The sequence below is a fragment of the Escherichia marmotae genome, assembly GCF_002900365.1.
GTDB classification, from domain to species: Bacteria; Pseudomonadota; Gammaproteobacteria; order Enterobacterales; family Enterobacteriaceae; genus Escherichia; species Escherichia marmotae.
This window is the reverse complement of sequence record NZ_CP025979.1, coordinates 2,163,317-2,184,862: the sequence shown is the minus strand read 5'-3', so window position 1 is coordinate 2,184,862 and position 21,546 is coordinate 2,163,317. Positions and strand designations below refer to the sequence as shown.

Annotated in this window: 23 protein-coding genes, 1 tRNA gene and 1 pseudogene; 13 read left to right on the top strand and 12 right to left on the bottom strand. The window is 45.6% G+C overall.

Features of this window, described 5'->3' with window-relative positions; translation table 11 throughout:
• Positions 1-6: 6 nt before the first annotated feature.
• Entirely contained in the window at positions 7-1,062 is a 1,056-nt protein-coding gene (phoE, locus tag C1192_RS11310) for a phosphoporin PhoE (protein ID WP_038355486.1), read from the bottom strand.
• Positions 1,063-1,349: 287 nt separating this feature from the next.
• Between phoE and proB the strand changes: the two genes are divergently transcribed.
• The 3 genes from proB (at position 1,350) to C1192_RS11295 (ending at position 3,909) form a co-directional block, all read left to right on the top strand.
• Positions 1,350-2,453, top strand: a complete 1,104-nt coding sequence (gene proB, locus C1192_RS11305; RefSeq protein WP_001285282.1) for a glutamate 5-kinase — start codon at positions 1,350-1,352, stop codon at positions 2,451-2,453.
• Positions 2,454-2,464: 11 nt separating this feature from the next.
• A complete protein-coding gene (gene proA / locus C1192_RS11300; protein ID WP_000893291.1) occupies positions 2,465-3,718 on the top strand; it encodes a glutamate-5-semialdehyde dehydrogenase in 1,254 nt (417 codons plus the stop codon).
• Positions 3,719-3,833: 115 nt separating this feature from the next.
• Positions 3,834-3,909 (top strand) — tRNA-Thr (locus C1192_RS11295).
• Position 3,910: 1 nt separating this feature from the next.
• Here C1192_RS11295 and C1192_RS25310 read toward each other — a convergent pair.
• Positions 3,911-4,087: pseudogene (locus C1192_RS25310) on the bottom strand (integrase); the annotation flags it as partial.
• A gap of 678 nt (positions 4,088-4,765) precedes the next feature.
• Between C1192_RS25310 and C1192_RS11285 the strand changes: the two are divergent.
• Positions 4,766-5,380: a YagU family protein gene (locus tag C1192_RS11285; protein WP_001019913.1), complete on the top strand. Its 615-nt coding sequence runs from the start codon at positions 4,766-4,768 to the stop codon at positions 5,378-5,380.
• Positions 5,381-5,637: 257 nt separating this feature from the next.
• Here the strand turns inward: C1192_RS11285 and C1192_RS11280 are convergent, their stop codons facing one another.
• Positions 5,638-6,330: a substrate-binding domain-containing protein gene (locus C1192_RS11280; RefSeq protein ID WP_038355485.1), complete on the bottom strand. Its 693-nt coding sequence runs from the start codon at positions 6,328-6,330 to the stop codon at positions 5,638-5,640.
• A gap of 2 nt (positions 6,331-6,332) precedes the next feature.
• A complete protein-coding gene (locus C1192_RS11275; RefSeq protein ID WP_000700644.1) occupies positions 6,333-7,382 on the bottom strand; it encodes an ABC transporter substrate-binding protein in 1,050 nt (349 codons plus the stop codon).
• A gap of 209 nt (positions 7,383-7,591) precedes the next feature.
• Between C1192_RS11275 and C1192_RS11270 the strand changes: the two genes are divergently transcribed.
• Together C1192_RS11270 and C1192_RS11265 are read left to right on the top strand one after the other, a co-directional pair.
• Positions 7,592-8,659 (top strand): FecCD family ABC transporter permease, encoded by a 1,068-nt coding sequence (locus C1192_RS11270; RefSeq protein WP_001146466.1) that lies wholly within the window; start codon positions 7,592-7,594, stop codon positions 8,657-8,659.
• Entirely contained in the window at positions 8,656-9,429 is a 774-nt protein-coding gene (locus C1192_RS11265; protein ID WP_016248374.1) for an ABC transporter ATP-binding protein, read from the top strand. Before C1192_RS11270 ends, C1192_RS11265 begins: the two co-directional genes overlap by 4 nt.
• 157 nt (positions 9,430-9,586) lie before the next feature.
• Here C1192_RS11265 and C1192_RS11260 read toward each other — a convergent pair whose 3' ends face one another.
• Positions 9,587-10,264 (bottom strand): TetR/AcrR family transcriptional regulator, encoded by a 678-nt coding sequence (locus C1192_RS11260; RefSeq protein WP_010377142.1) that lies wholly within the window; start codon positions 10,262-10,264, stop codon positions 9,587-9,589.
• A 145-nt stretch (positions 10,265-10,409) separates the two neighbouring features.
• Here C1192_RS11260 and C1192_RS11255 point away from each other — a divergent pair, with 145 nt between their 5' ends.
• The 3 genes from C1192_RS11255 to C1192_RS11245 all read left to right on the top strand — a co-directional run bounded on the left by C1192_RS11255 (position 10,410) and on the right by C1192_RS11245 (position 13,178).
• Entirely contained in the window at positions 10,410-11,057 is a 648-nt protein-coding gene (locus C1192_RS11255; RefSeq protein WP_038355484.1) for an O-methyltransferase, read from the top strand.
• 88 nt (positions 11,058-11,145) lie between these two features.
• Complete coding sequence (locus C1192_RS11250) at positions 11,146-12,441, top strand: prolyl oligopeptidase family serine peptidase (RefSeq protein WP_038355483.1); 1,296 nt, start codon at positions 11,146-11,148, stop codon at positions 12,439-12,441.
• Between the two features lie 59 nt (positions 12,442-12,500).
• Positions 12,501-13,178, top strand: coding sequence for a tetratricopeptide repeat protein (locus tag C1192_RS11245; protein ID WP_001515804.1), 678 nt, complete (start codon positions 12,501-12,503; stop codon positions 13,176-13,178).
• Between the two features lie 94 nt (positions 13,179-13,272).
• On the opposite strand, the gene ykgO is transcribed toward C1192_RS11245, so the two are convergent.
• From ykgO to C1192_RS11220, 5 genes are all read right to left on the bottom strand, one after another.
• A complete protein-coding gene (gene ykgO, locus C1192_RS11240) occupies positions 13,273-13,413 on the bottom strand; it encodes a type B 50S ribosomal protein L36 (protein WP_000866436.1) in 141 nt (46 codons plus the stop codon).
• Positions 13,413-13,676, bottom strand: coding sequence for a type B 50S ribosomal protein L31 (locus C1192_RS11235; RefSeq protein WP_000812360.1), 264 nt, complete (start codon positions 13,674-13,676; stop codon positions 13,413-13,415). Before C1192_RS11235 ends, ykgO begins: the two co-directional genes overlap by 1 nt.
• Before the next feature lie 473 nt (positions 13,677-14,149).
• Complete coding sequence (ykgR, locus tag C1192_RS11230) at positions 14,150-14,251, bottom strand: small membrane protein YkgR (RefSeq protein ID WP_000662202.1); 102 nt, start codon at positions 14,249-14,251, stop codon at positions 14,150-14,152.
• Positions 14,252-14,568: 317 nt separating this feature from the next.
• Positions 14,569-14,820, bottom strand: coding sequence for a YdgH/BhsA/McbA family protein (locus C1192_RS11225; protein ID WP_000645741.1), 252 nt, complete (start codon positions 14,818-14,820; stop codon positions 14,569-14,571).
• Positions 14,821-14,945: 125 nt separating this feature from the next.
• Complete coding sequence (locus C1192_RS11220; RefSeq protein WP_000699099.1) at positions 14,946-15,728, bottom strand: SDR family oxidoreductase; 783 nt, start codon at positions 15,726-15,728, stop codon at positions 14,946-14,948.
• A 148-nt stretch (positions 15,729-15,876) separates the two neighbouring features.
• Between C1192_RS11220 and C1192_RS11215 the strand changes: the two genes are divergently transcribed.
• Positions 15,877-16,770 (top strand): LysR family transcriptional regulator, encoded by an 894-nt coding sequence (locus C1192_RS11215; RefSeq protein WP_000910707.1) that lies wholly within the window; start codon positions 15,877-15,879, stop codon positions 16,768-16,770.
• Between the two features lie 34 nt (positions 16,771-16,804).
• On the opposite strand, the gene C1192_RS11210 is transcribed toward C1192_RS11215, so the two are convergent.
• Both C1192_RS11210 and C1192_RS11205 read right to left on the bottom strand, forming a co-directional pair.
• Complete coding sequence (locus tag C1192_RS11210; protein ID WP_038355482.1) at positions 16,805-17,794, bottom strand: aldo/keto reductase; 990 nt, start codon at positions 17,792-17,794, stop codon at positions 16,805-16,807.
• A 26-nt stretch (positions 17,795-17,820) separates the two neighbouring features.
• Positions 17,821-18,672 carry an aldo/keto reductase gene (locus C1192_RS11205; RefSeq protein WP_001195264.1) on the bottom strand — a complete coding sequence of 284 codons (852 nt, stop codon included), beginning with the start codon at positions 18,670-18,672 and terminating at the stop codon, positions 17,821-17,823.
• Positions 18,673-18,902: 230 nt separating this feature from the next.
• Here C1192_RS11205 and tnpA point away from each other — a divergent pair, with 230 nt between their 5' ends.
• The 3 genes from tnpA to C1192_RS11190 are packed head-to-tail and all read left to right on the top strand — an operon-like array spanning position 18,903 to position 21,518.
• Positions 18,903-19,580: an IS66-like element accessory protein TnpA gene (tnpA, locus tag C1192_RS11200; protein WP_001339397.1), complete on the top strand. Its 678-nt coding sequence runs from the start codon at positions 18,903-18,905 to the stop codon at positions 19,578-19,580.
• Complete coding sequence (tnpB, locus tag C1192_RS11195; protein WP_069906977.1) at positions 19,580-19,927, top strand: IS66 family insertion sequence element accessory protein TnpB; 348 nt, start codon at positions 19,580-19,582, stop codon at positions 19,925-19,927. Before tnpA ends, tnpB begins: the two co-directional genes overlap by 1 nt.
• Positions 19,928-19,946: 19 nt before the next feature.
• The gene (locus C1192_RS11190; RefSeq protein WP_103194799.1) at positions 19,947-21,518 is read left to right on the top strand and encodes an IS66-like element ISCro1 family transposase; all 1,572 of its coding nucleotides are present in this window, start codon (positions 19,947-19,949) and stop codon (positions 21,516-21,518) included.
• Positions 21,519-21,546 lie beyond the last annotated feature (28 nt).

The window sequence follows — 21,546 nt, the reverse complement described above, 5'->3', positions numbered from 1 at the left end:
TATTAATTAAAACTGATACGTCATCCCAACCGCGACAATATCATCATTATTGATATTCAACTTATTATCGCTACCCAGTTGGTTGATTTTATAATCAACAAATGCTGACATGTTTTTGTTAAAATAATACGTGGCACCAACATCAATATAATTGACCAGATCCTCATCACCGATGCCTTCAATATCTTTCCCTTTTGATAATACGTAACCCAGGGATGGACGCAGACCAAAGTCGAACTGGTATTGTGCGACTGCTTCAAAGTTTTGCGTCTTATTGGCAAAGCCGCCAGAAATTGGCGTCATGTTACGCGTTTCAGAATAGAAGGTTGCCAGGTAAATATTATTAGCATCGTATTTAAGACCCGTAGCCCACGCTTCTGCGCGTTTACCCGTGCCACGGCTTTGCTGATTCTGCTCGTTGGTACGATCAGAGTTGGTATAGGCACCGCTGATAGCGAAATCACTGCCGCCAAAGTCATATGTCAGTGACGTACCGAAGCCATCGCCGTTCTGCTTTTTAACATCGCGGTTTTCGTTTTTTCCTTGATATTGCAAGGTCAGGTTCAGGCCATCAATAACGCCGAAGAAGTCGGTGTTACGATAAGTCGCCAGGCCGCTGGCGCGTTTAGTCATAAAGTTGTCGGTCTGGGCGGAGGAGTCGCCACCGAATTCCGGGAACATATCTGTCCAGGCTTCAACGTCATACAATGCGCCAAGGTTACGACCATAATCGAATGAACCTAAATCTTTATATTTCAATCCGGCAAAGGCGAGACGCGTTTTTTGCTGTGCGGTATCACTCTCCGCTTTATTTCCGGCAAACTCCGCTTCCCAACGACCATAACCGGTCAGTTGATCGTTAATTTGTGTTTCGCCTTTAAAACCAAAACGGATATAACTCTGATCGCCATCTTTACTCTCATTATCACTGATATAATGCATGGCTTTTACTTTGCCATAGACATCCAGTTTATTACCGTCTTTATTATATACTTCTGCAGCTTGTACGGATGCAGATGCCACAATGCCCATCACCACTAATGCCAGAGTGCTCTTTTTCATTTTCATTCCTGATTTTAATTAACGCACAAATATTCAGCGGGAGAGTCCCGTTGAAAACAGGAAAGTTTTTAACCTGAGATTGTTAAAGATATATTACAGATTAATAATATTCTTAAAATGTGGTAATTTATTAAATCTGTAATAAAAGCGTAAACAACGGCTGCTACGCTTGCTGATCCCGCGCAACAAAACGCCATGCTTTGCTCGCAGATGGTTGGCAACCGGCGACAGTCCTGCTAAAACGTTCGTTTGATATCATTTTTCCTAACATTGAATGGCAGAGAATCATGAGTGACAGCCAGACGCTGGTGGTAAAACTCGGCACCAGTGTGCTAACAGGCGGATCGCGCCGCCTGAACCGTGCCCATATTGTTGAACTTGTTCGCCAGTGCGCGCAGCTACATGCCGCCGGGCATCGGATTGTAATTGTGACGTCGGGCGCGATTGCCGCCGGACGTGAGCACCTGGGCTACCCGGAACTGCCAGCGACTATCGCCTCGAAACAACTCCTGGCGGCGGTAGGGCAGAGCCGACTGATTCAATTGTGGGAACAACTGTTTTCAATTTACGGTATTCACGTCGGGCAGATGCTGCTGACGCGTGCAGATATGGAAGATCGTGAACGCTTCCTGAACGCCCGCGATACCCTGCGTGCGTTGCTCGACAACAACATCGTTCCGGTAATTAATGAGAATGATGCTGTCGCTACGGCAGAGATTAAAGTTGGCGACAACGATAATCTCTCGGCGTTAGCGGCAATTCTGGCCGGTGCCGATAAACTGCTGCTGCTGACCGATCAAAAAGGTTTGTATACCGCAGACCCGCGCAGTAATCCTCAGGCGGAACTGATTAAAGATGTTTACGGTATTGATGATGCGCTGCGCGCGATTGCCGGTGACAGCGTTTCAGGCCTTGGAACCGGCGGCATGGGCACCAAGTTGCAGGCGGCTGACGTAGCCTGTCGTGCGGGTATCGATACCATTATTGCCGCGGGTAGCAAGCCAGGCGTCATTGGCGACGTGATGGAAGGTATCCCGGTTGGTACGTTGTTCCATGCCCAGGCTACTCCGCTTGAAAACCGCAAACGCTGGATTTTTGGCGCGCCGCCAGCGGGTGAAATTACTGTAGATGAAGGGGCGACCGCCGCTATTCTTGAACGCGGCAGTTCCCTGTTGCCGAAAGGCATTAAAAGCGTGAGTGGCAACTTCTCCCGCGGTGAAGTCATCCGCATTTGCAACCTCGAAGGTCGCGATATTGCTCACGGCGTTAGCCGCTATAACAGCGATGCATTGCGCCGTATTGCCGGACACCACTCGCAAGAAATTGATGCAATACTGGGATATGAATACGGCCCGGTTGCCGTTCACCGTGATGACATGATTACCCGTTAAGGAGCAGGCCGATGCTGGAACAAATGGGCATTGCTGCGAAGCAAGCCTCGTATAAATTAGCGCAACTCTCCAGCCGCGAAAAAAATCGTGTGCTGGAAAAGATCGCTGATGAGCTGGAAGCACAGAGCGAAAGCATCCTCGATGCTAACGCCCAGGATGTTGCTGACGCGCGTGCCAATGGCCTTAGCGAAGCGATGCTTGACCGTCTGGCGTTAACGCCCGCGCGCCTGAAAGGCATTGCCGACGATGTGCGGCAGGTGTGTAATCTTGCCGATCCGGTAGGGCAGGTGATTGATGGAGGTGTGCTGGACAGCGGCCTGCGTCTGGAGCGTCGCCGCGTGCCGCTGGGTGTTATAGGTGTAATTTATGAAGCGCGTCCGAACGTGACAGTTGATGTCGCTTCGCTGTGTCTGAAAACCGGTAACGCGGTGATCCTGCGCGGCGGCAAAGAAACCTGTCGCACTAACGCTGCAACGGTAGCGGTGATTCAGGACGCCCTGAAATCCTGCGGTTTACCGGCAGGCGCAGTGCAGGCGATTGATAATCCGGATCGCGCACTGGTGAGTGAAATGCTGCGCATGGATAAATACATCGACATGTTGATCCCGCGTGGTGGTGCTGGTTTGCATAAGCTGTGCCGCGAGCAGTCGACAATTCCGGTGATCACTGGCGGCATTGGCGTCTGCCATATTTACGTTGATGAAAGTGCTGACATTTCTGCAGCCCTGAAAGTGATCGTCAACGCGAAAACCCAGCGTCCGAGTACCTGCAATACGGTAGAAACGTTGCTGGTGAATAAAAACATCGCTGATAACTTCCTGCCTGCGTTAAGCAAGCAAATGGCGGAAAGCGGCGTGACGTTACACGCCGATGCTGCGGCACTGGCGCAGTTGCAGGCAGGATCTGCGAAAGTGGTGGCTGTTAAGGCGGAAGAGTATGACGATGAATTCCTGTCGTTAGATTTGAACGTCAAAATCGTCAGCGATCTTGACGACGCCATCGCCCATATTCGTGAACACGGGACGCAACACTCCGATGCGATCCTGACGCGTGATATGCGCAATGCCCAGCGTTTTGTCAATGAAGTGGACTCCTCTGCTGTTTACGTTAACGCGTCTACACGTTTCACCGACGGCGGCCAGTTTGGTCTTGGCGCAGAAGTGGCGGTAAGCACGCAAAAACTCCACGCACGCGGACCAATGGGGCTGGAAGCACTGACCACCTACAAGTGGATCGGTATTGGTGATTACACCGTTCGTGCGTAAATAAAACCGGGTGATGCAAAAGTAGCCATTTGATTCACAAGGCCATTGACGCATCGCCCGGTTAGTTTTAACCTTGTCCACCGTGATTCACGTTCGTGAACATGTCCTTTTCAGGGCCGATATAGCTCAGTTGGTAGAGCAGCGCATTCGTAATGCGAAGGTCGTAGGTTCGACTCCTATTATCGGCACCATTTAAATCAATAAATTATCTTGCTTTAAGTAAACCACGTTCTCCTCTTGTGCCGTATTTGTGTCATTGCGGCTTATAATTGCGTCGATTTTGCTCGCGTGTCCGGTGAGATGCCTGGCTGAAAGGTGAGCATATCGACGAACCATTTCGATAGACTCCCAGCCTCCCATTTCCTGCAACGAAGTCTGTTATCAATACAAATTCAACAATCAGCCTTTGTGCTTCATGAGACTCCATCCAGCGGAGCCGTTTATTCTTCGGCTGAGACACTTTTATTATTCGTGCACTATCCGGCATCCCGGCTCAGTAACAAGGATACTCGGAAAAATGCACGTCATGCATGGGGCTGATGGTTCATAATTCACCAATACTGCTTATAAAAATCACAACAAAACCGCAGCAATACCATTTTTACCACCTGCGGCAGGTTGGTGACCTTTCAGTGGTATGTGTGTTGAATGGTTAGCAATTCTTATTAATTTGCCTGTCTGTTTAAATATTAGCAGTCAGATAAAATATAACCAGAAAAGATTAACTATTGTAGTTTGTAACAGTCGGATAAGTGATAAGTTGCTGTTATTTTGAATTATTTTTACTGTCTGTGTAATTTTTAGACTTTGCATAAAAAAAGCCCACCGTTGAGGTGGGCAAAAGGAATGATTAATTATCTCTGAGAGAAACATCATACTCTCTTTATTATATTTAACATGAAAATGTGGAGAAATTATGGAACATACGTTAACAGGTTATTAAATAACCTGTTATAAATACAAAACAATACAGTTCTTTACATTCTCATTATTTTTATGAATACTCCTAAAGAGGTGCTTTAACGTAATGAAATAAACAGGGTAAGTATGAATATATTTGAGCAAACTCCACCAAACCGTAGACGTTATGGTCTTGCTGCATTTATCGGGCTGATTGCTGGCGTTGTTTCAGCATTTGTTAAGTGGGGGGCAGAAGTCCCATTGCCGCCACGTAGTCCGATTGATATGTTTAATGCAGCGTGTGGTCCGGAATCATTAATCAGGGCGGCAGGACAAATTGATTGCTCCCGTAACTTTCTTAATCCTCCGTATATTTTTCTTCGGGATTGGTTGGGACTGACAGATCCAAATTCGGCGGTTTATACCTTCGCCGGGCATGTCTTTAACTGGGTTGGTGTAACGCACATAATCTTTTCGATAGTTTTTGCTGTTGGTTATTGCGTAGTAGCCGAAGTATTTCCCAAAATTAAACTTTGGCAGGGCTTGCTTGCAGGCGCTTTAGCACAACTTTTTGTTCATATGATTTCATTCCCTCTAATGGGACTTACACCACCTCTTTTTGATCTTCCGTGGTATGAGAATGTCTCTGAAATTTTTGGACATTTAGTATGGTTCTGGTCTATTGAAATTATTCGTAGAGATTTACGAAACAGAATTACTCACGAGCCTGATCCTGAGATCCCTTTAGGTTCAAACAGATAACGAATTGAATGATAAAAATGGCGCAGATATAGCGCCATTTTTATAGATCAAAGCCGTGGCTTTATTCTTCTTTTCATACGTCTACATCGCCATTTACTTTCTCCTGGACTATGCAGGTATCAATACGCATACTGGGTAAAACTGAGATTCATAAAGTTTCACATATTTTGGGACAGGGTGTGGAAATGCAGTTATGATGAATTAACTGATTTATTTATATAATGGTATTTATAGTTTGTAATGCGAAGAGTGTAGGCTCAACGTGATGACATAAACCCATGTTGCTCAAGTATCGACCTGGCATCTGGCGAAACTAAAAAGTTGCAAAGTGGCCTGGCTTTCTCGGTCAGACAGGCAAATCCATAGATAGCAATCGGATTATAAGGTTCAGGTATTTCTATAACTTTTACTGATTCAATTGATTGTAAGCCGGGAGCGTAACTGGCATAACCTATGAACAAATCGGTATAATCATTTTCAATTAGCCACTGCGCGGCTATCACATTTTTTGGAAGAGCTAATGAATTTCTTCCCCCCACCAATGCAACCGCTCGTTGTCTTATTTTTACTCCAACACTACCCATATTTTCAAAAAACTGGTGAGTGTAATCACCAGCGGGATCACATCCCGCGGTTGATGTCCCGATTCGCAACGTTTCCCTGTTTAATAAAGAATACCAATCGTCATTTTCATTAAGTTTATTCGCCCGAACATACAGGCACAAACGATTATAGGCAAAAGGTTTAATACACAAGGCATGTCCTGTGGCCATTAACATTTGCGGATGAGCCATATTCGCTGATGCAAAAAGATCACATCTCTCACCCGCTTCAATACGTTCCCTCAATATACCGGCTGGACCAAAGTCACAATGAACATTATCATCCTGAAATCCCAATATAAGTGATTTCCATACCTGGCGTAAACTACCCGCAGCAAGTACACGCATTATTATTCACCTTGATAATTAGTACGGTAAAACTTTCTATACCAGTCATTGGCTATTTTATGCATATCGATATCATTGAATTTTTCAGGATACAGTTTTTTCGCCATCCACAACTCTCCAATACCCATAGCCTCGGGCATCGGATAACCCCATGCTTTTGCATACTCTGGCATCAAATAAACACGATGATTTTTGACAGCATCTATTACCTGCCATTGCGGATTTGACCGTATTTCATTCACCACGCCAGGGTAGCGATTTTGCACAAAAATTACCTGAGGATTCCATGCAATTACTTGTTCCATTGAGACTTGTTTGAACCCTTTAATGGTGGACGCGGCGACGTTTACTGCACCGGCATGTTTCATCATTAATCCTGTGTATTTTCCGGAACCATACGTTGTCAATTCTGGATTAGCCATATAGGCACGAATACGCTTTTCTTCGGGTAGATTCTGCAGCCGCTCACTCACAATATTACGACCATTTTCAGTGGCCTTGATTAACGCTTTAGCCTCTTCAGGCTTATTGATGATATTGCCTATCAGCATAATCCCTTCATATAGCCCTTTTACGTAAGCCTGTTCTTCATCAGCCATTGTTGGATTAAGTTTATTCTTCTCTCCCTCGTCATCGTGCCGCAAAGAAATTGCTACTGCTGGAATTCCAAGGCTACTGATTTTGTCGATCATTTCTTGCGGCGCATAATTGGTGACAAAAACGACCTGTGGATGCAAGGCCACCAATTTTTCAGCATCGACATGGGTTAAATCTCCTAATGATGCCTTGCTGACTAATTCTGGTGCAAGACGTGCATAATTGCTGCCAAGTTGCTGTTTCCAGTTTGACATAACACCCACGATTTTATCGGTGGCATTCATCTGCACTAAAAGATTCAAAGTTTGATGTTGAAGTACAACAATACGATCAACTTTGTCGGGTACTTTCACCTCACGACCAATCTGATCGGTGAAAGTTCGTTCAGCTTGCGTAGTAAATGATAAAGAAAGCAAAAAAATCATTAATAAAAACAACTTATTATTTATTTTCATATTCCATCACACTAAAAATCGGTATATAAATGGTTATATATCGAAATGGTAACACCAGTCAGGCGCTGGGAAAAGTGATTCGGGGATATTTTTGATGTGGTTATATGAAGAGAATGTGATTTTTATTTGTTCAGCAGAAACTTTCAATTCAGTTATCTGTAACCCCAAAGACGTATTGCCAGAATAGCAGAGATAAAGGAGTCGTTACGTTGCCGTACCTCATCTATTCACAATCACCTGATGCGATAGAGTATCAGTACCACCAACTTGTCCGTAAACGAATTATATTGATTTCAATAATAACACTGGCGACACTTTTCTCACTATTTCTGGATATTATTCTGGGTTCTTCCAGTTTGTCAGTCAGTGAGTTATGGCACGCATTAGTGCATCCATTTAGCTCTGATACCAGCATCCAGGTCATTGTTTGGGAAATCCGATTACCCTACGCCTTAATGGCTTTGCTGGTTGGCATGGCTTTGGGACTCGCGGGCGCAGAAATGCAGACGATCCTCAACAATCCATTAGCCAGTCCCTTTACACTTGGGGTTTCCTCTGCGGCGGCATTTGGTGCAGCTCTGGCTATTGTCCTGGGGATCGGTATTCCTGGTATATCGGCAACATGGTTTGTTCCAGCAAACGCTTTTATATTTTCTCTTCTGTCAGCTTTATTACTCGATAGCATGTCTCGTTGGCTAAGAATAGCAACTTCGGGAGTGATTCTTCTGGGTATCGCATTGGTATTCACATTCAATGCACTTGTGGCAATGATGCAGTTTATTGCGGATGAGGATACTCTCCAGGGACTGGTATTCTGGACAATGGGCAGTCTGGCTCGTGCATCCTGGAGCAGACTGGGCGTTTTATTAGGCGTGTTTATCATTGTTTTTCTATGGTCATTTTCTCGCTCATGGCAACTTACAGCATTGCGCATGGGAGAAGAGAGGGCTATGGGGTTTGGTATCAATGCTTATCAACTGCGTCTTTCTTCCCTGTTACGTATAAGTTTACTTGCTGCATTGTCGGTAGCCTTCGTTGGTCCGATTGGTTTTATTGGTCTTGTCTCTCCGCATATTTCCCGAATGCTATTTGGTGAGGAACATCGTTTTTATCTGACGGGAAGCACATTAACTGGAGGTCTGGTGCTCTCTCTGGCTTCAATTGCCTCGAAAAGTATTATTCCTGGTGTCATTATCCCGATTGGTATTGTCACATCACTTGTTGGTGTTCCATTATTTATTAGTATTATTCTGCGTTATCGCAGGAGTTTGTTATGAAAGGCCTTTCACTGTATAAATTAAACGCGGGTTATCAGAAAAAAAACGTAATATGTGATCTTAGTTTATCTGAACTTCCTCGCGGAAAAATAACCATCATTCTGGGGCCAAATGGTTGTGGAAAGTCGACGTTGCTACGTGCCCTGGCGGGGCTGAATAAGGTTAGCGGTAATATATTTCTTGATGGGGTCAACCTTATGCAGATGCCATTTTCAGCCCGTGCCGACAGTACAATATTTCTACCACAGTTCTTACCGCATGACGTGCATTTGAATGTGCTGGAATCTATTTTTGTTGCTCTGCGTGCTTCAAAGATAGGGAGCATAGATGAAAAAACACAATCAATAGCTATTCTCAGACAACTAGGAATAGAACATCTGGCCTTTTGTTATCTGGATCAATTATCCGGAGGTCAGCGGCAACTGGTTGGGCTGGCACAATCATTGGCCCGAAATCCATCTATATTACTACTGGATGAGCCACTGAGTGCATTGGACTTAAACCACCAGTTTCATGTTATGGATTTAGTCAGAAGCGAGACAAGGAGTCGCAATATAGTCACAGTTATGGTAGTTCATGATATAAATATCGCATTACGATACGGTGATTATGTCGTCATGCTAAAAAAAGGTAAACTTATTGCCAGCGGAAATCCAGAAGAGGTCATTACGCCAGAGAATCTGGCTAGTGTATATCATATTCGTGGACGGATAGAGCATTGTTCTCAGGGCTTGTTACAACTTATTGTCGATGGTGTTATTCCGGATTAGCAACGCGTATTAAATATTTTTCATCCTGCGCCTTCCGGCGCTTTTCGACACTTTCATCAGTCAGATTGAGTAAGCCGGTTTCATCTTTGATGGCAAGATTATTTGTATAAAGTATGAGTGCTACCTAGTAATTTGCATAAAAAACGTCCATCAAATGCTATGGATGAGCAGGCTCAGTTTTGATCCCTTGTATAACGGTTTCGATACGCTCTTTTATTTCCTCAAGTTGCTGCTGACGACCTTCAGGTGTTAGTGTCTGATCTTCATTAACGTCCAAAACCCATCGACGAGGAATTAATGCGCCAAAAACAATATCCATTAGCATCCCCGCGCAATTACCCGTGTTTTTAACAGCAATACGCCCTTGAGCTTGTTGAATATCCAGCCATTCTATTAACAGTTCTCTTGAATGAAGCGTTTTAGTGGCATATAAATAGTCTGAAAGCTCTGGAAAAAGAATTGATTCACGTGTCATTAATTTTAAGAGTGCTTCTCTCTCTTTAGCTTCTTCCTGACTTATATCTAATCGGAATATGCGAAACAGAGTTTCATTAATAGGAAGCATCTCGTTTTCCGGTCTTGGAAGATCGAGGAACAGGGTTTTATATTCTTTAATTACTTCAGAAAAAATTTCCTTTTTATTACTGAATACTTCATAAATTGTTCTTTTTGATACTTTTGCCCGACGAGCAATTTCTGTGGTTGAGGTTTGGGCAAAACCAAGCTCAATGAAGGCACTATACGCACCAATAACTATTGCTTTCTTACGCTCATCAAGTCCCGCACTTTTGGGTCTTCCCCGTCGCACCGGTGTACTCACTTCGCTCTTGTTCATCAAAGACATTTACTCCTGTATTTATTTTTGGTACTTGACCAGTACCAAAAATGGTATCACTATACCAACAACATAAGCAATGATCATAACATGGTGTATGAAAACAACTAGGTAACATCACTTCATAAAATACAGGTCCTTATTTATGAGTCGATTAAATAATAGCATCAGCCCCATTCGTGATCCCCAGGTTATACGTGTTCTGGAACGCATGAATAATGAACGTAAACATCCCCCGCAGGAGATGTTTCGCGAAGCTCCTGTACTTGATCCTGAAAAATTTTCCGGTTATGGCTTTTCCATAGCCCCAGAGCAGGGGGAACTTATCTACTTACTGTGCCGGGCAATGAAAGCCACTCGTGTTGTGGACTTTGCAACTTCTGTAGGTATGTCAGCACTCTATTTTGCCGCTGCGATGAAAGATAATGGTGGCGGACTGGTGATTGGTTCTGAAATGGTTCGGGAAAAGGCTGAAGTCGCGTCCCGAAATCTGGCAGAGGCTGGTCTTACGTCTTTTGTTGATATTCGTGTCGGTGATGCGAGAGAAACGCTGAAAGATCTCGGTGGTCCTGTCGATTTTATTCTTATTGATGGTTTCCCTCTTGCTGATGCCCCAAGTCTTGCTCGTCAGGTTACTGAGATTGTTGCGCCGCAGCTACGAGTGGGAGGATATATATTAAATGATAACGCAGAACCAGATTTTTTATCTTATGTTCGTGATCCACAGAATGGTTTTATTTCTATAACATTACCGATAAAACGAGGTACAGAGTTAGCACTGAAGATAAGTTAAATATAAGTACGAATGATAAAGTTGAAAAATCATAGTCCTTGTTCATACTGATACTCATCTACTTTTTATCAGAAGTAAAGGGGCATTTATGCCGACGCGCAGAGAGTTTTTAATTAAAAGTGTTGCGGGTGCTTTAATTGTTTCAATGCCTCGCATTGTATTTGCAAACACAAATAACAAAGCAATAAATGCTACAGCTATTACACAAGTTTTTGGTGACGGAGTTCGACTTATTGCGATCGCTGTAGAATTTGAAAAACCTATAAACAAGGAAGAACTTTCAACAATAGAGTTTAGTGTAAAAAATTATCACATCAATAAAACATTTGTCAGCCAGTCAACAGCTTTGGTTGAAGCAAAATCAGGTAAGTACGCGATACTTGAACTGGAACACAGCAAACCACAAAATGAATGGCAAGAAACTATAACGGACCCAACAATACAAAAAGCAGCGCCCAAACAAGGGCAAGGTAAACCTACCTGGGTTGCAGGAGAAAAACTAAACCAAACAATTAAATATAAAGATGCTTCTGCTGTTGTCGTCACACAAAATACCACACTGGAAACTAACGCCGTTTCAAATCTGGTAGTGGATAGTTTTAGACAAGATGAATATAAAGATAAAGAAAGCGGGAAAATACTAAAATATAATTTCTTTATTCCTGAAGAACAAAATAAACCATTACCACTGGTTCTTTTTATGCATGATGCAGGGGCTACCAGTGCACAAGTTACAACGACTCTGTTTCAGGGGTTAGGCGCAGTAATTTGGACAGAACCTGAAGAGCAAATGAAACGCCCCTGTTATGTTTTAGCTCCTCAATATAATGAAATCATTGCTGATGATGACTGGCGTACCTCAACATTGCTTGATACAACAATAAATCTTGTTCAGTATTTGGTAAAAGAATATAAAATAGATCCTGAGCGTATTTATGTTACTGGTCAGTCAGGGGGATGTATGCTGGCCATCGCCATGAATATTAAATATCCTGATTTTTTCACAGCAAGTTACCTGGTTGCAGGAAAGTGGGATGCGGAACAGGTTGCTCCAATAGCTAAAAACAAATTATGGTTTATGGCCTCAGAGGATGATTCAGGAGCTTTTCCCAGCTTCAACGCGATTACTGAACGTCTTGAGCAATTTGACGGAAAGGTTTCTCGCGCGGCATGGAATGGCCAGTGGGAGCCTGAGCAATATCGATTTGCTGCCGACACTTTGTTTGAAGAACAAACTAATATCCGTTATACCGTTTTTATAAAAGACAGTGTATTTGATGAATACTCTTCGCGAGAAGGGGCAAGTGGGCATCGTAACACATGGCGTATTGCTTACAGCATAGAACCTATTCGCGAATGGTTATTTAACCAACGTAAACAATAAAAAATAGACCAGACTGTCATCAGGTAACGTGTTGGCAGTCATTTTTGCCGAGAGACAGAATGAAGACATTATTATTTGTAATTCTATTTTTTTCTGCATCTGTATATGCAGATACGGCATCAAAAATGAATTTTGACGAAATACTTACACGCTCTGCTCAAGGAGATGCAGAAGCACAAGCCAGATTGGGGGAAGCATACCTAAATGGAAACTACAATCAAACGGTGAATTACGCTCAGTCTTTTAAATGGTTGACGAAATCAGCAGCCAGCGGAAATCCCCGAGCGAAACTGGATTTAGGGATTTTATATCTTAATGGGTATGGCGTACCGTTTGATTATGCCAAAGCCTTAAGCCTTTTTGAGCAAGCTGACTTAGCGGGAGAAATGAAAGCTGCACGTTATCTTGGGATTATTTATGAAAGAGGATTAGGCGTTTCTCAGGACTATAAAAAAGCAGCGGAATATTATAAGAACGGCGATAAACATAATGATATTACGGCGCAGTATCGTCTGGCGAAACTTTATGAGCAAGGTTATGGTGTAGAACGCGATTACCAAAAAGCGATAAACCTTTATCTTAAACATATCAACAGAATGGATCATATCACTGCCCCCAGTTTTGTGGCTTTAGGTGATATTTATTCACTGGGATTGGGCGTCGAGAAAAATCCCCAACTGGCTGAAAAGTGGTATCAAAAAGCGATTGATGCAGCTAATACACAGCGTCAGCAGTAGGTGAGTTAATGCTGGCGTACTGAATACACCAGCATTAATCAGGCATGATTATGCGACCAGCCAGACAAGTATTGTTGAACCTTCGAACTCAGAGTTAACGCTTTTTCTTGCGCCCCTGAACAGCCTTAAAACGGGGATTAGATTTACAAATGACATATAGCCGTCCTTTTCGCTTCACAATCTGACAGTCTGGGTGGCGTTCTTTTGCTGTGCGCAGAGAGTTAAGGACTTTCATCATGCCCCCTTTTTCGTGCTAACAAAACGACCAAAACGCTGGGTAAATCGCGCCACATTTCCTTCTGATGAAACGGATCTCAGTTTCCCGGTATAGAACGGGTGTGATTTTGAAGAGACATCAATCGTTACATACGGATACGTTACGCCATCCAGTTCAATCTCACGGTCTGTTTTGATAGTGGAGCCAATTTTAAAGTACTCATCAGCACTGGTGTCGTGGAACACCACGGTACGATATTCAGGATGGATATTTTGTTTCATTACTTCTTCCTGTTACGTTATAACATAACAATAAAGATACATTCTCGTCCAGATAATTTCAACAAAATCCTATGACCACCTGGATATGCGGGATTCCTGCAGCTAACCGAACGTGCCGGAAGTGAGAGATGTTGTTGGCTATCGTTGGTAACGGCACTATTCAGCAGCCGAACTGCTGATTTACGACACGACCCGCGGAGCAGTATGAAAGCATTTGAGAATGTGGGTAAGCTCTGCTTTACCGGCTGATTATTTATCACACAGCCAAAGTAGCAATTTAGTGAACCAACATGCGCATTGGGTAACTAAAATGCTGACTCAATGCGCAATCTCTTTCAGTGCGGCACAAATACGTTTTTTTTAATCTTCCCTTTGAAACAGTACAAATACCTCTCCCACAGGCATAGCTATTATGAAGGAGGTAGAAGATACATATATTAAATATCACCTAAGGGAATTGTTTTTTGATGTAATTAATAGAAGTGGAGGAATAAATAGGCATATTCTACAATTGCAACAAAAACAACAATATTAATCAGTTTATTACTGATTTCCTGTATCTTATTCTCTTTCATTGGTATTTCCTCGCTTTAAAAAGAGCGCACCTCATAAGCGCCTTGTATATAGATAGCGAGTTTGGTCAACCAATTTTTTGAGGTGTATCACAAATTTGAAAAGATGTATTACATCAATTATTACTAATCGCACAAAAGTGATCCATATTCGACACCTGAAATTGGCCCTGAGGATTACTCTGCTCTTCTTGTAAGATCCCAGCGTAATTGTGCTATTCACATTTAGAGAGCACCGTATTTACAGCCCGCAGAGGCTGTATTTTCGCCGTAAGGGCAAGTCATGGAATCGATGCTCATGATAAACAGTCAGTTACTATTTACTTATAGATTTCAGCAACACCATGCAGTTTGTTATTCCCAGTCGTAGACAGGATTTTGAACGACGTTGCTCCTTGCTCATCAGCTTTACGAGAAAGCGCATTTGATACCTCATCAAGCGTCAGGGCATTACTGACTGAAACTACACCAATCTTTTCTTTGCCATCTGCATGACGAATCTCCTCAGCAGCAGATGCGGTATTTACCGAAATGAATCCCATGAATAATGCAGTAATTAGTAGTGCTTTCATATCTGATACCTGTTTTGAACGATATATTTGGAAGTTGACGAATATCAGGAGGAGCCTCCTCCTTCTTGATATGTAAATATACAGTTCTAAACTGTCATAAGACTGACTGTCATATGACAACGTTGTCAGATTTTTGAATTTTTTGAATACAGATTCAGGTCGTTAATAATGCATTCCGGTTCTTCAGTAAGGGGCATATTGTTTATATCGAAAACCCCATCATTTTTTTGTGGATTATCACTTTGCAACTCTGCAAACAGAGGGGTGAGATCCTGCTGTGCTTCTCCTCGCTCTGCGACCAGTTCGAACGTTTTATTTTTTGCTGCATCGTTGCTCAGAGCAGTTACCAGAACCTGGGCGATTTGTTCCCGGGAGATAACACCATCTTCCGGTGTTCCCGCATGGCGTCTATCCCCCTGAAGCATAACGATTCTGTGCTCATCATCATTGTTGTAATCAAACCAGCCGGGTCTGACGATAGTGTAGGTATGCCCACTGGCTCTGACCAGGCGTTCAGCTCGTCTTTTCCAGTCATGAACTTCAGTACGTTGATTCCAGCTACTGAGGCGCTCAGTAACGCCAATTGTTGTCATCAGGGCGATGCGAACAGGTGTAGCCATGAATCTTCGCAAAATGTTACGTACACCGCCGTAATCTATCGCTCTGGCACCAATACGTCCCTGACCATCGGAGCCAAGTGTAAAAATGATGGCATCAATATCTTTCGGTAAATCGGTGAGTGTTTCAGGTATTGAAACATCGCCATAGAAAATATCTGTTCCACGAGGGAGTAATTTGATTTTCCGCCGATTCCTGACCAGAGCCACGGGCTGATGGCCCATTGCAATAGCAGTATTCACAACATGAATGCCAATGCTTCCTGTCGCTCCTGCAACGAGTATTTTCATGATAAACCTTCTGATAATTCAGCCTTATTTTCGATACAGCCAGAATATCAATTATCATTATTGTCAATAATGGGGCTAAAATGATTGTGTCTATGAACACCCTTCATGAGTGCGTTTTGAAGGGAATGCTTCTACAAGGAAATCGCCAATGCTCAAAGAAAACTTCAACGAATTGCAAATATTTCTTGTGGTGGCAAGGGAGCGAAGTTTTACCAAAGCCGCGGGCAAACTCGGTGTTTCTCAGTCTGCTCTCAGCCATGCGATAAAGGCGCTGGAGGAGAGGCTAAATATCCGCCTCTTAACCCGAACTACCCGCAGCGTGGCTCCCACGGAAGCAGGGGAGAGAATAATTGCCTGTCTTGAGCCTCGTATTGACGAGCTTGAACAGGAGCTGGAATCACTTATTCAACTGAACGGCACGCCCTCCGGGAATATTCGTTTATCTGCCGGGGAACATGCTGCGCGTAGTCTGGTCTGGCCGAAGCTAAAACCGTTCCTCAGGGAGTATCCCGAAATCAATGTTGAACTGGTGGTAGATAACGGTTTTGTCGATATTGTTGAAGGCCGCTTTGATGCCGGGATCCGTCTGGGTGAAAGTGTGGATAAAGATATGATTGCCGTGAAGATTGGACCGGATATGCGGATGGCCGTGGTGGGAGCACCGGCGTATTTTGCGGCTAATTCCTTACCAGAAACGCCTCACGATCTACAAAATCATCAGTGTATCAATATGCGTTTGCCAACTGCCGGTGGAATTTATCACTGGGAGTTTGAGCGAGAAGGCAAACCGTTACGGGTCAGAGTTGATGGGCAACTGACGTTTAATCTGCTGCCAGAAAGAATTGATGCAGCATTATCAGGATTTGGTATCGCCTGTGTTCCCGAAAACTCGGTTCAGGATTATGTAAAGTCAGGCGAACTTATTCAGGTTTTACAGGAGTGGTGTCCTTCTTTCCCTGGATATTATCTTTACTATCCCAGCCGTAAGCAGCACCCGCCTGCTTTTGCGCTGTTGATCGATGCACTTCGCTACTCGGAATAACGGGTCCGCATTTTGCTGTGGACCCGTTTGGGCATCAACGACCTACGCGTGCCTGGTGCTCAGGCGAGTAACGTTCACCGACGATTTTAATTGTTTCCAGTGCCTGGGTTATCTGCTGTGTATCTTTCTGCGAAAGAATAATGTCGACAGCGCCCAGGTTTTCTTCCAGCCGGTGCAGTTTAGTGGTGCCCGGGATGGGAACAATCCACGGTTTTTGTGCTAACAGCCAGGCCAGTGCAATTTGGGCAGACGTTACCCCTTTCTCTGCAGCCAGCTCACCCAACAACGTGACCAGTTTTTCATTGGCTTCAATGGATTGTGCAGCGAAACGCGGTACGGTGCTGCGGTAATCATCCTTACTAAAAGTTGTCCCTGGTTTAATTGACCCCGTCAGAAAACCTTTACCTAATGGGCTGAATGGCACAAAACCAATTCCCAGCTCCTCCAGCAACGGCAGAATTTCCTGCTCAGGCTCACGCCACCACATGGAATATTCGCTTTGCAGGGCGGTGACAGGTTGTACTGCATGTGCACGACGAATGGTTTGCGCACCCGCTTCGGACAGACCGAAATGTTTGACTTTACCTTCTGCGATAAGGTCTTTCACCGTTCCAGCAACGTCTTCAATCGGGACATCTGGATCGACACGGTGTTGATACAACAGGTCAATAACATCTGTCTTCAGACGGCGTAATGATCCTTCAACGGCTTCACGGATATGTTCCGGGCGGCTGTTTAAAATCTGCTGCTTATTATCATCACCGAAGGTAAAGCCAAATTTAGTGGCAATCACCACGCGGTCACGAAACGGTTTTAAGGCTTCGCCAACAACTTCTTCATTCAGATACGGACCATACACTTCGGCGGTATCGAAGAAGGTAACGCCACGTTCAACGGCAGCGCGAATGAGTTCGATAGCCTGACGGGTATTTGTTGCCGGACCGTAGCCGTAGCTCAAGCCCATACAACCGAGTCCAAGGGCGGAGACTTCGAGTCCGGATTTACCCAGATAACGTTTTTGCATTGAATGAATACCTCTTTTATCGCGGCTTAAACATCAAGTTTGCGGCCAGTCAGCCATTCCACCATTGCGGGATCGCGGTGAGAGAAGAACGCGCTGGTTGCAGTATCAAGGGCAGTAATCTGCAGCATATCTTCAGGACTGAGTTCAAAATCAAGAATGTTAATGTTTTCTTCCATGCGTTCTTTTCGTACTGATTTCGCCAGCGAAACGATGCCTCGTTGGTAGATCCAGCGCAAAACAACCTGACCCACGCTTTTGCCGTATTTCTTGCCTATTGCCGCCAATACAGGATGCTGGAACAGACCATTTTTACCTTCCGCAAACGGTGCCCAGGCTTCTGGCTGAATACCACGACTTTGCATCCACGGAACGGCCTGTAATTGCTGGTTGAAGGGGTTAACTTCAATCTGGTTCACCGCCGGAACGACTTTATTAAAGGCGATAAGGTCAGCCAGTCGGTCAGGGTGGAAGTTACTGACGCCAATAGCGCGGATCTTGCCTGCCTGTTGCAGTTCTTCCATGGCGCGCCAGGCACCGTGGACATCGCCGTATGGCTGGTGAATCAAATACAGGTCAACGTAATCAAGTTGCAGTCGATTCAGTGAGCGTTCGAACTGGGCTTTGGCACCTTCGTAATTCGTATCCTGCAACCAGAGTTTAGTGGTGACAAAGAGTTCGTTACGCGCAATACCACTTTGTTTTAGCGCATTCCCAACCTGGGTTTCATTCTGATATGAAGCGGCGGTATCAATCAGGCGATAACCGGTGTCAATAGCGTCAATAACCGCTCTTTCGCATTCGGCGGCATCTGTCATCTGAAATACACCAAAACCCAGCAAGGGCATTTCAATACCGTTGTTCAGTTTTACAGTTTGCATGGTGTTACCTCCCGTTATAGTTCACGGGAAGCATAACGTAAAGGGAGTGATGAGATTAGACGGAAGGATTTGTCAGGGGCTATGAACAAAATTCATTAATCCGCCAGAATGCAGATTTGAGTGGCCTCGTAACCAGGTGGGTCTATTTTATTAATGAATTATCTGCATAAGTGAAATGTAACCGGCTCATTTAAACCGTCTGGTCTGTTTCCTCCGGCTCTACAAAAATAATGTCCATCATTTTTAATGGACACTATCGTATGAAACACCGGACCTGGATCACTGAAGCTTTACGTCTTCACTTTGAAGAACATTTACCCCGGGTTGTGGCCGGGCGTCGCCTGGGTGTACCAAAATCAACAGTTTGTAGTATGTTCGTGCGCTTTCGGAGAGCTGGCCTTTCGTGGCCTTTGCCCGCAGGCATGTCGGAGCAGGAACTTGATGCCTGCCTTTACGGACAATTTTCCACGGTACCAGTCGTACGTCCTGAAAGCACCGTTATATCCGAAGCCCCCGTGGTAAAAAAACGTCCCCGGCGGCCCAACTTCCCTTATGAGTTTAAAATCGCCTTAGTGGAGCAGTCACTGCAGCCCGGAGCCTGTGTGGCGCAGATCGCCCGGGAAAACGGAATCAACGATAACCTGCTCTTCAACTGGCGCCATCAATACCGGAAAGGTGGCCTGCTGCCTTCCGGAAAAAATATGCCGGCACTGCTTCCCGTGACGTTAACGCCGGAGCCGGATAATAAAATCCCGGCCCCCGCACAGGAACCAGAGCAGATAAATACACCGTCCGACAGTCTGTGTTGTGAGCTGGTTCTGCCGGCCGGAACTCTCAGGCTTAAAGGTAAACTGACGCCGGCGTTATTACAGACACTTATCCGCGAAATAAAAGGGAGCAGCCACTGATGATATCTCTCCCTGCCGGTTCGCGTATCTGGCTGGTTGCAGGTATCACCGACATGCGAAATGGCTTTAACGGCCTGGCATCAAAAGTTCAGAACGTCCTGAAGGATGACCCGTTCTCCGGACACCTGTTCATCTTCCGCGGACGCCGGGGTGACCAGATAAAAGTGTTGTGGGCTGACAGTGACGGACTGTGCCTCTTCACCAAACGCCTGGAGCGGGGCCGCTTCGTCTGGCCAGTCACCCGTGACGGCAAGGTGCACCTTACTCCGGCTCAGTTATCCATGCTTCCTGAAGGTATCAACTGGAAGCACCCGAAACGAACGGAACGCGCTGGAATCCGCATATAACCCGTTGTAAAGTGAGGATATGGACACCTCACTTGCTCATGAGAACGCCCGCCTGCGGGCACTGTTGCAGACGCAACAGGACACCATCCGCCAGATGGCTGAATACAACCGCCTGCTCTCACAGCGGGTGGCGGCTTATGCTTCCGAAATCAACCGGCTGAAGGCGCTGGTTGCGAAACTGCAACGTATGCAGTTCGGTAAAAGCTCAGAAAAACTTCGTGCAAAAACCGAACGGCAGATACAGGAAGCTCAGGAGCGAATCAGCGCACTTCAGGAAGAAATGGCGGAAACGCTGGGTGAGCAATATGACCCGGTACTGCCATCCGCCCTGCGCCAGTCTTCAGCCCGTAAACCGTTACCGGCCTCACTTCCCCGTGAAACCCGGGTTATCCGGCCGGAAGAGGAATGCTGTCCTGCCTGTGGTGGTGAACTCAGTTCTCTGGGATGTGATGTGTCAGAGCAACTGGAGCTTATCAGCAGCGCCTTTAAGGTTATCGAAACACAACGTCCGAAACTGGCCTGTTGCCGGTGCGACCATATCGTGCAGGCACCAGTACCTTCAAAACCCATTGCACGCAGTTATGCCGGAGCGGGGCTTCTGGCCCATGTTGTCACCGGGAAATATGCAGACCATCTGCCGTTATACCGCCAGTCAGAAATATACCGTCGTCAGGGAGTGGAGCTGAGCCGTGCCACACTGGGGCGCTGGACCGGTGCCGTTGCTGAACTGCTGGAGCCGCTGTATGACGTCCTGCGCCAGTATGTGCTGATGCCCGGTAAAGTCCATGCCGATGATATCCCCGTCCCGGTCCAGGAGCCGGGCAGCGGTAAAACCCGGACAGCCCGGCTGTGGGTCTACGTCCGTGATGACCGCAACGCCGGTTCACAGATGCCCCCGGCGGTCTGGTTCGCGTACAGTCCGGACCGGAAAGGTATCCATCCACAAAATCACCTGGCCGGTTACAGCGGTGTGCTTCAGGCCGATGCTTACGGTGGTTACCGGGTGTTATACGAATCCGGCAGAATAACGGAAGCCGCGTGTATGGCTCATGCCCGGAGAAAAATCCACGATGTGCATGCAAGAGCGCCCACCGACATCACCACGGAAGCCCTGCAGCGTATCGGTGAACTGTATGCTATCGAGGCAGAGGTCCGGGGCTGTTCAGCAGAACAGCGTCTGGCGGCAAGAAAAGCCAGAGGCGCGCCACTGATGCAGTCACTGTATGACTGGATACAGCAACAGATGAAAACACTGTCGCGTCACTCAGATACGGCAAAAGCGTTCGCATACCTGCTGAAACAGTGGGATGCACTGAACGTGTACTGCAGTAATGGCTGGGTGGAAATCGACAACAACATCGCAGAGAACGCCTTACGGGGAGTGGCCGTAGGCCGGAAAAACTGGATGTTCGCGGGTTCCGACAGCGGTGGTGAACATGCGGCGGTGTTGTACTCGCTGATCGGCACATGCCGTCTGAACAATGTGGAGCCAGAAAAGTGGCTGCGTTACGTCATTGAACATATCCAGGACTGGCCGGCAAACCGGGTACGCGATCTGTTGCCCTGGAAAGTTGATCTGAGCTCTCAGTAAATATCAATACGGTTCTGACGAGCCGCTT